Origin of the sequence: Psychromonas aquimarina ATCC BAA-1526, assembly GCF_000428725.1 — a bacterium.
GTDB lineage: Bacteria > Pseudomonadota > Gammaproteobacteria > Enterobacterales > Psychromonadaceae > Psychromonas > Psychromonas aquimarina.
Genome location: NZ_AUAM01000027.1, coordinates 1 through 9,807 on the forward strand (window position 1 = coordinate 1; position 9,807 = coordinate 9,807).

The window sequence follows — 9,807 nt, forward strand, 5'->3', positions numbered from 1 at the left end:
GTTAGCCATTATTGACCCATTCAACGCTATATATATCCGAATTTTCGTGTAAGAATTTATCGAATATATCTTTAAGTTGAATTGCATTTTCAATATTTTTATTACGACCTAAAATGCGCTCAAAGAAACTCTGCTCGGCTTTTATAGCAATGCTATAAGCATTATTTTCAACAAAGCCACACGAAACTTCAACAGCAGAAGCGTAAGGCTCCGAAAAGAAGAGCTGACATCCCCAGTCTTCACCTAAATAATCAGCACTCAATTCACTAGGAAGCCTTTTACAAAGCCATTTAGCTAAGTTGATAGCCTTACCTGTTTGCTCATTTTCCAACGAATAGTCACTGAATATATTGGTTTCGAAATATACTTGATGTTCCATAAGTACACCTGATGGCTAACGCCCGCGTTAAACGGCGCTGAAGGCTGGCTTTGTTTTTGCGGGCTTTCTCTTTGCAAAAATAATGACCAGCCGTAATGCGTCCGATTAAACGATTTGTTAGTTGATTGCTTACTTGAAACAAACAACCAACGCTAATTTAAGTTCGGCGCGTATTCAGAAGTGAAGTGCGTTTGCACCCACCGCCACGACACACTAAACCGATGAATTTGAGCCTTTTATAAAGCTCAAATTGATAAACTCTAAACAACTCAAAAGGCGAAAACACACCGGTTCAAAACGCCTGACCTTTGAGTTTAAAACCACACCAAGTAACCTAAATTTCTTTTAGATTCGTGGGGGCAACTAACGCCGCGTTAAGCGGACTAAAATAGTGGGTTAAAATGTGTAGCGAAGCGAAACGTAACCCACTGTTTTAGTTCCGTTTAAATGCCTTGTTAGCTGTATTTAAGGTAAACTCCACTTCTTGATACATGTTATATGTTTGGCTCTAAAGTAATATCAAAATCACGAAATAGCTCTGCAATTACTGGATCATTCGGAATGGGTAGTGTTCCAGCCGAAATTACAGCATTTCTAGCAGAAGCACATACTTTTACATCACCACGATTAGGCTTAACTCTCAAGACAAGACCATCTACCGAAACTCGAATAGCCAGCGTGCATGTCTTACCTTTCATAGAAGGATCTATTCGCCAATTTCGACCTATTTTTTTTTGAATTAAGTCTTGGTAAAAGTTTATTTCAGAAAGCTGTTTCGAATTTTGTGCATTGGAAAGCTCGCTATCAAACGCCCTTTCCATCTGATTATCAAGTTCAGCTTGGTGTAAATACTCTTTTTCTGTGACAGATTTATCTACCTTATTGTTTAAACTACAGCCATAACTGCCCGTTAATATAAGTGCAATAAATACAGGTTTAAATATATTTTGTATTTTCATATTTATTTCTTTGATTTTAATAATAAAGTTAACCAGACAAATACGTCTAGTGCCGTGAGAGCGTAATAGCAATTTCTGTTTTTACTTAAAAGTAAATTTCCGATATCTAGATGCATCAATATACCTGACAGCTAACATCTTATTAGACGGAAAACTTCCGTGTTTCCACAAGAAAGGCGCCCATCAAAAATTTATAATAAAAACAAAGCTTACATTTCTTAATGCTGTTTATCAAACACTTATATTTTGTAATAGGATTTATCTATTGTAGAAAGGCGGAAAAGTTCCGTATTTACGGTGGAAACACGGAACATGACCTACACTGTATACGCAAACAGTGTTTTTTTTAGATTGGAAAAATAATATGCCGCCACCATTTTTAAATTCGGTTACTGAAATGATGAGATTAAAACGCTATGCAAAACGGACCATTGAAAATTATATTTACTGGATAAAAGCGTTTATCAATTTTCATCATCAGCAGCACCCGATAAAATGTAACAGCACAGAAGTTGAGCAGTTGTTATCCTACCTTGCCAATAAACGCGGCGTCGCACCAAACACTCAGGCATTAGCACTGAATGCTCCGGTCTTTTTATATAAAGAGAGTTCCCGTCAAATCAGCTAAGTAGGGCTCCAGAACCTGATCACCTTAGACATCATCATATCAATGAGACAAGTTTGCAGAAAAGCATTAGAAGTACAACTAAAAGAGTGCAGATTTTTAAAAATGTAACCTGTCATACTTTGCGGCACTCTTTTGCTACGCATCTGCTGCAGCGCAGATATCAGAACCGTACAGGAGCAGCTTGGGCATAATGATATTCGTACCACTCAAATTTACACACACGTTCTGCAGGCAGGCGCTAATTGTGTACGCAGCCCGCTCTCTGATTTATAAAACGTCAGATACAAAAAAGCCCCGCAGGCTGCGAGGCTTTGTTCATTAAATTCCAAACTACACAACCTACTCCGGCGAATAACCCAGCAGACTCTGCTCTAAACTCACTCCCTGCAGTTTAAGCTGGTTGACCCGCTGCAGGTATGCTGCGCCTTTAAGCAGGTGCAGTGCAACATCAACGGCTTTGCGCTGACTGTATTCCTGCAGATAAGTGCCCTTCACCCAGCTGTTAAATGCGCCTAAGCTTGGACCGGCCCAGATCTGGTAATCCATTTCACGGCCCTTTTCGCCGATATTTGACCAGCGTGAAGACAGTCCTAAATACCAGCGGAAAATCAGCGCCATTTTACGTTTAGGACTGCTTTGTGCGCGTGCCAGCATTTCCGGATCCCGCTCATGGAAAAAGTCAATAGTACCTGCCCAGACATCATCAAGGTTCTGACGGAAAATCTGTTTCTCGATTTTCTCCCGTTCAGCAGCCGGAATCGCTTCAATTGAATCATAATTCATATACAGGTCATAAAGCTTGTTGGCACGCATGGCAAACATCGAGCCGCGTTTTACTACCTGCAGCTTTACGCCCATTTCAAACATATCGGCAGCGGGTGCCATAGTTACATCGGCCATTTCAACGCCGGCTAATAATTTGCGGGTATGCTCAGAAGCTCCCGCCTCTATACAAGCCTGGTTTACCGAACCAAGCACAATATAAGCTGCGCCCATATTAAAGGCGGCCAAGGCGGCTTCCGGGGTTCCGATACCGCCACCTGCACCAACGCGCAGCGCCGGAGAAAAATTGTACTGCGCCTGGATTTCATCACGCAGAGTAATAATAGTCGGCAGCAGGGTTAAAAACGGACGGTTATCCGTATGACCGCCGGAGTCCGCTTCTGCAGTAATATCATCGGCCATTGGTACACGTTTTGAAAGCTCAGCCTGCAGCGGAGTAATTTTGCCCTGCGCCAGCAGTTTATCAACCAGCTTCTGCGGTGCAGGCTCCATAAAACGGCGGCCTACTTCAGTACGAGATACCTTAGCAATTACCTTATTGCCGATATTAACCGTACCGTCGGCATTTTCCGATAATCCTGCTAAACGGTACCAGACGATATGTTCAGTCAGTCCTAAATAAGCGGAAGCTTCAACGGTATCTACACCGAGTTTTAAGAAACGTTCAACGGCGCCGCGCTCTAATGCTTCTTCAGCAGGTGCGTGGATCAAGTTTACCGCAAAGGGGCCGTTCGGTAATTCCGCCTGAATACGTTTAATTGAATCTTCAATCACATCGGGCACTAAACCGGCAGCACCAAATGAACATAAAAAACCTGCTTTACCTAAAGCGATAACCAGTTCAACGGAAGCAATGCCGTTAGCCATTGCACCGCCGTGATAGGCATATTTAACATTGTGCTGCTGTTTAAATGCGGCATCACCTAAATCTTCAGGATTAAGCGCCTGGGCAAACGCGAGTACTGCCTCAGTTCCTTGTGCGGAAACTTCCTGGCTCAACCCTAAACCGGCACCGTTTTGTGCAAGGTAAACCGGTTTTTTTAAATCCATTAAGCGTTTTCTGATTTCACTGCTTTCGCTGTTAACCGCAGCGGCTTCTACCTGCCACGCCCAGTTGATCTGATTTTTATTGTTAAAACTTAAAGCTGACATATTTTTCCTGAAAATGGCAGGCTAAACCCGCGATTTTTAATTGTTATTCCTTATATGCAGCACTGTTTTCATGCAGTACTGCAGCCGTCGTTTATGCTTCGACGATACTCAATACGATGTTTTTAACTTCGTAGATACGCAGGCCGTCTTTGGATAAGTTAGCATCACCAACTAAACGTACTTCACCAGATTCACGGATGATATCAGTAATATGCACATCTAAGCTCATCTGTTTATTAAGCGGGGTGATCTGACCACGGTATTTCCAGATAACATTAGTCAGCGGCGCTGCAAAGCGCGGATTACTAAACTGCGCGCCTAAATCATTTTTCAATGCATAGGTCTGCAGCAGCTCGATAATCGCTTCCACACCAAGTGACCCCGGCATTACCGGATCCTGATGGAAATGGTAACGGAAGAACCAGTCACTGGCATCAATAGTACGTTCACCATAAATGTAGGCAAGTCCGGCTTTACCGCCGCCTTCAACAACTGACACCGTATCAACAAAGTTCATCTGTCCGCCTGCTAAACGGTAATGCGGTTTAGCATCCGGCGCCTGGAAGAACGGCAGCTGTTTATTAGTTAAATCAAAGCGTTCAATCTGCGCCTCCGGGGTATTGTTATCAACAAACCAGGCATGGGTGATTTTACCGTTATCAATACCTAACTGGTTAGTCAGAGATTCAGCACTAAAGTAACCAAATACCGCATTACCTTTATAGAAGGTTTCACCGTCAACCAGCAGATCAAAAGTAAAGCTTTGAATAATCGCGCCGCCGGCCATACTGGTGCTCAGTAAAACCGATTTATTGACAATAGTTTTACCGCGCAGATCAATTTTCTTAAGCAGTTCACCGCTGCCGTCAAGGTTACGGAAGAACAGATCTTTTTCCGGATATTTAAGCGTGGTGCCCATATAACCGGAGATAAAACCGTTCGGCTGCAGTGCAATTTCCATAATCAGTGAATAAGGCATCCAGTTATCTACGCTGTTTTTAGTAAAGTACCAGGCATCATGCGGTACATAATACTCTGCAATACAGCTGGACGGATTTTTTAGATCCAGGCGTTTACCTTTTACTTCCACCACTTGAGTCACAACCTGCAGATCGCCGCAGGGAGTACGCGGCGGAATGCGTCCCTGATAAACATCAAAGTCAGGGCCGAAACATTTTGAGATATTACCAGTAGCAAACTCAAACATATGCCAGGGAGTAAACGGGACCTGATCAGGAGTGCGGTTCTGCCCGGCCACTAGCGGTGCTTCAAAATGTTTAATCGGCACCACGCCTTTTTCACGATGTGCACTTAAATCTGATTCCACACGCATTAAAGGACGCTGTGCATGCTTAAACGGCTGCACACCGCGTTCATCGGTTATCAGGTTATTTTCAAGCTCATGAATAGCGGCACTGTCGATATCTTCAATATGTTTTTCTAATTCCGTTAATGCACTGTCAACTGAAACACTGGTTGAACCTAATGTCCGCACCACATTATTCGGCAGTGTTACCGGGTAAGGCGAATTCGCATCCTGCTCTTTAATTTCCACACAGAGGTTTTTAAAATCAACAACCACTTTACCGTCGAGTATAATATCAATATTCGCTTTGATAAACGGACGCGGCGACATGCCCATTTCGGTGACTTCCATGCGGTATGTCAGAGTATTAGTCTGCGGAACAACCTGACCGCGGCAGCGAACTGTCTGTGCCTGTCCGGCCATCGGCTGGAAACGCGCATTATTAACTTCACTGTTCATGCCTAACCAGAGCATAAAGAACATCGCCATCTGTCCGCAGCCTTCCGACATTAATGAACCGGCCATCACCTGATCACCTTTAAAGTGACACGGGAAATACCAGTGATCCGGATCCAGATCTTTCTGCCCTTCTAATAAACCCAGTCCCCAGTGGCCGCCGCGTGGATCAATTTTAGTGATACGCTCAATCATCAGGAATTTTTCCGATGAGAATTTCAGTGACGGGTTACGCCCCTGCTGATCATATTCAGGTCCGAAACAGCCGCTAATATCACCGTTAACCAGTTTCATCATATCGTCATAACCATACAGGGTACGGTCATTACTGATCAGCGGTTTAAAATAAGATTTCTGCGCATTAGCAAATTCCGCTTTGTCTTTGTCGTTATGGATAACTCCTTTGCCGTCAGCCAGCTCTTCATCGGTGAAGAAACCGGCACAGCCGTTGCGCATAATCAGTACTTTTTTATCACCAACGTAACAGTCGTAATGGAAGAAGAACAGCAACTGTTCACCGTTTTTCGCGTAGGAGTCGATATGAATTTCATAACGCAGGGTTTCACCGCCGAAGGCCATCTCTTCTAAGAAAGTTAATTCACAGTCAAGCAGACGGTAAACACGCTCACTTTTATTCTGGAAATCAATACCGATAAAGGAGATCAGCATTAAATCACACTGACCGGATTCAACCGATACCGACCAGGGGATCTGACCGTCAATTAAAAACGGCGCATCTACAGGAATATCGTATTCCGTTGCCATATAAGATTTTTTATATTCATTAACCTTAGCATCCAGGTCGGTAACCCGTGTTACCAGCAGGTAATCTGTGGTCGGCAGGCGTACGCGGCGTGCATAGCTGTCGATAATAGAATATTCACTGCCGAATACTTTAGCAATATCACCTTCTGCAAACTCCACTAAATCTGCCGTATCGTAGATCACCTGCTTAGGTTTATTAAAACGCTCAACTAAATTGAGCGGCGGATAAGCGTAACCTGAACTGCCCTTTATTTGAAAACCTGGTGTCTGCAAAGCAGGAGCCGCACTAAGCAATGCATTCGGCGCTGTAGTTAAAGGCGACCCAGCCAGCACCTGCGTCTGCAGCTCAATCAGTTTAGCAATCTGCTGCTCGGCCGCCAAACGGGAGCGGATAAATGCCTGGTGCGTTTTAGTCTGCTGGGCAATCTCTTTAGTGGTTTTACTGATCACACTGTTGTATTCACTGTTTGAACTGTGATTCATAGGGTCTGCACCTCGGCCTGTTTGTACAGGCTGTTGAGTATTGTTAGGTGTAAAAGGTTCGGCAGCGGCAGTTAATAATTCCCGGTTAATGGTTAACGCACTTAAATTATTAGGGTTAGACAGCGCTGTTAACTGTCTGCCGTTAATCTGCTGGCGCACCGCAGTAAATACAGGATTAGCCTGCTCTTTCAGAATTGCCTCTCTGATATCAGTGCCGCCTAAGGTAATGGTTTTAACAAGAGACAGTTTTTTCTTAGTTTCGCTGTAAACGGCGGGTTGATGCTGTGAATTTGTCGACGATAAAATCAGATGCGCACAGCTTAAATCTTTACCTAAGCCGTTAACTGCTATGACAGCAGCTGTTGTGCTCTGATCCAGCTTCAGTGCCGATTTAATAATACTGGCCATGCCCGATGCGTTGAACAGGTGCCCTACCTGGCGTTTAACACTGTCAATCTGCGCATTTGCATAACAGGCCGCAAAAGCGGCTTTCTCTGCCTGATTGTCAGCGCTGAAACCACTGGCAAAAGCTTCCACCGAGTCAACTGATGACGGCTCTACAACGGCTGTCCGGCAGGCTTTAGCTATGCTCTTTTCAATTGCGCCTGCATCCGTTCCCGTGCTGAATACACAGGCATCAATATTGGCGTAAACCTGCTGCGCTTCAACTTCCTTACCTGGTTTAAGCACAAATGCACCCGCGCCTTCGCCTACGATCCATTGCTGTGAATCCAGGAGGTTGGGGCAGTTTGCCGCGTTTTCAGAAACGCTGCCGTAAGATTGGCGTAAGCTGATATTCTCCAGTGAACCGGCTAAATCGACACTGGCGATGATCACAGCTTCAACATCGGATGTCTGGAACAGGTTATCCGCTAACTCTACGCAGCGGTATACCGAATTTTCTTCGCTGGAAACAGTAAATGCCGGCCCTGAGAAATCCCATAATGCCGAGATCCGCGATGCCATAATATTGCCGATAAAGCTGGTATACTGGTTTAACTGTGCCGCTGAAGCGATACTCTCTTTAGCAATTGCGGTTAATTCTTCCTGCTGAGCGGCTGTTAAGTGAATGCCCTGCTGCAGCAGACTTTCTTCAATCTGCGAGCTTAAATTCACCCGTCCGCGGTACTGGTGCAGATCCAGCTCCATGCCCATCGCCACTAATACAGCAACATTACCGCCCTCTTTAAGACCGGCATCTTTAGCCGCATTGTCTGCAACTTTCATCATCATTAGCTGCTGCGGAATGAGACAGTCCTGTTCATTTGGCGGCACTTTGAAACGTAAAAAATCGATATCAAAGCTTTCTACATAGCCGCCTTTCGGCGCTTTGCTTAAACCTAATGTCTGCTTAATTCTCGGATTTAAATCCAGGCCTTTCCAGCGCTTTGGCGGCAGTTCACGAAAAGTCGTCTGATCGCTGTTTAACAGGGTTTTAAATTCGTTTAGGTTTTTCGCGCTGCCGAACAGACAGTCCATGCCGATAATGGATAAAGGCTGTGGCGCTTTTGCCTTGATACTGTTGCTGCTCAGCGGCGTATTACCCGGCTGTAGAACCAGATGAGCATTACTGCCGCCGAAACCAAATACACTGACACCGGCAGTACGGGTTTTCGATTCAGGAACGTTCCATGATACTGACTCCGTCGGCATCTGGGCCGCATCAAAATAACCGTTTTTAGAGCTGATCGGATTTTTTAAACTGATAGTAGCTGGAATTATGCCTTCATTTAATGCCCAGATCGCTTTGGTCATGCCCGGCATACCGGCGGCCGTGAGCAGGTGCCCGAGATTCGATTTAGCCGAGCTCAGCAGCGGTTTACTGTGATACTCACTGAAGAAGGTCTCCATGGAAGTCAGTTCAACCTTGTCGCCTTTCGGCGTGCCCGTTGCATGACATTCAATATAATCAACGTCAGCAGGATTAACCTGCGCATCCTGATAAGCACGCTGATAAGCCAGGACCTGGCCTTTAGAGTTCGGGCTTAATACAAACTCGCCTTTACCGTCATTAGACAGCGAACCGCCTTTAATAACCGCATGGATTTTATCACCGTCACGCAGCGCATCACTGTGGCGTTTTAATACCATCATGCCTGCACCTTCAGCTGCAAACAGTCCCTGCGAGTCTTTATCAAAAGGCGCATGGGTATTGTTAGCCGGGAAGGCCTGAAAAATAGAAAAACCCATATTGACAAACATAGGATCCGCACCGGAAACTGCACCGGCTAACATCATATCAGCCTTGCCGGTATGCAGATAATCACAGGCTAATTTAACACTGTAGCAGGATGATGCACAGGCGGCATCAAGTGACAATGAACTGCCGCCGAGTCCGGCAGCTCTGCTTAACAGTGCCGACGGGTAACCGGCGATTAACGCGTTATCCGGATGAACCTGCTTAGCTTTAGTGAAATTAGCCAGCTGAAAACTGTCTGAAGTTAACTGCTGCAGCGCATTTTCCACCACATGGTGATACAAAGGCAGAAACAGATGGTTAGATGATTTCGTCGGGAAAGACAGATTACCTAAAATCAGTCCGCAGTTATCAAGCTGTTCACTTCCCCAGTAACCGGCATCTTTTAATGCCTGCCGGGTAACATATAAGCCCCATTTATTAAGATCGTCCAGCTGGTTAAGGTAACTTTCCCGTAAGCCGTACTGCACAAACGGGCCGGCATCAAACTCAAAGCCGCGAATATAACCGCCGTACATGCAGTAGAACTTGTCAGTGTCGCCTTTTTTACCGTAATACTTAGCGGGATCCAGACCCATTTCAGCTGCGCTGATCTGTTCTCGGTTATCCTGCTTATCCAGCAGCTGCTGCCAGAACTGCTCCGGCCTGTCTGAGCCGGGAAATAAATTTGCTATACCGACGACTGCAATGTTTTCCATA

5 protein-coding genes and 1 pseudogene are annotated in these 9,807 nt (G+C 45.1%); 2 read left to right on the forward strand and 4 right to left on the reverse strand.

Features of this window, described 5'->3' with window-relative positions; all coding sequences use genetic code 11:
* Nucleotide 1 precedes the first annotated feature (1 nt).
* Nucleotides 2-379 (reverse strand): hypothetical protein, encoded by a 378-nt coding sequence (locus tag G337_RS0111400; protein WP_028863998.1) that lies wholly within the window; start codon nucleotides 377-379, stop codon nucleotides 2-4.
* A gap of 494 nt (nucleotides 380-873) precedes the next feature.
* Nucleotides 874-1,338 carry a cell envelope integrity protein TolA gene (tolA, locus tag G337_RS26110; protein WP_051303182.1) on the reverse strand — a complete coding sequence of 155 codons (465 nt, stop codon included), beginning with the start codon at nucleotides 1,336-1,338 and terminating at the stop codon, nucleotides 874-876.
* Between the two features lie 364 nt (nucleotides 1,339-1,702).
* On the opposite strand from tolA, the gene G337_RS29565 reads away from it, so the two are divergent.
* Both G337_RS29565 and G337_RS29570 read left to right on the forward strand, forming a co-directional pair.
* Nucleotides 1,703-1,966 (forward strand): site-specific integrase, encoded by a 264-nt coding sequence (locus tag G337_RS29565; protein WP_028863999.1) that lies wholly within the window; start codon nucleotides 1,703-1,705, stop codon nucleotides 1,964-1,966.
* A pseudogene (locus G337_RS29570) lies at nucleotides 1,948-2,239 on the forward strand (tyrosine-type recombinase/integrase); the annotation flags it as partial. The gene G337_RS29565 and the pseudogene G337_RS29570, both read left to right, overlap by 19 nt.
* Before the next feature lie 66 nt (nucleotides 2,240-2,305).
* Here the strand turns inward: G337_RS29570 and G337_RS0111415 are convergent.
* Nucleotides 2,306-3,901, reverse strand: coding sequence for a PfaD family polyunsaturated fatty acid/polyketide biosynthesis protein (locus G337_RS0111415; RefSeq protein ID WP_028864000.1), 1,596 nt, complete (start codon nucleotides 3,899-3,901; stop codon nucleotides 2,306-2,308).
* Nucleotides 3,902-3,992: 91 nt separating this feature from the next.
* Nucleotides 3,993-9,806, reverse strand: a complete 5,814-nt coding sequence (locus tag G337_RS0111420) for a hotdog fold thioesterase (RefSeq protein WP_028864001.1) — start codon at nucleotides 9,804-9,806, stop codon at nucleotides 3,993-3,995.
* Between the last annotated feature and the right edge of the window lies 1 nt (nucleotide 9,807).

Coding starts and splice junctions, on each gene's coding strand:
- G337_RS0111400 (WP_028863998.1), bottom strand. CDS start 379: ATGGAACATCAAGTATATTTCGAAACCAATATATTCAGTGACTATTCG.
- tolA (WP_051303182.1), bottom strand. CDS start 1,338: ATGAAAATACAAAATATATTTAAACCTGTATTTATTGCACTTATATTA.
- G337_RS29565 (WP_028863999.1), top strand. CDS start 1,703: ATGCCGCCACCATTTTTAAATTCGGTTACTGAAATGATGAGATTAAAA.
- G337_RS0111415 (WP_028864000.1), bottom strand. CDS start 3,901: ATGTCAGCTTTAAGTTTTAACAATAAAAATCAGATCAACTGGGCGTGG.
- G337_RS0111420 (WP_028864001.1), bottom strand. CDS start 9,806: ATGGAAAACATTGCAGTCGTCGGTATAGCAAATTTATTTCCCGGCTCA.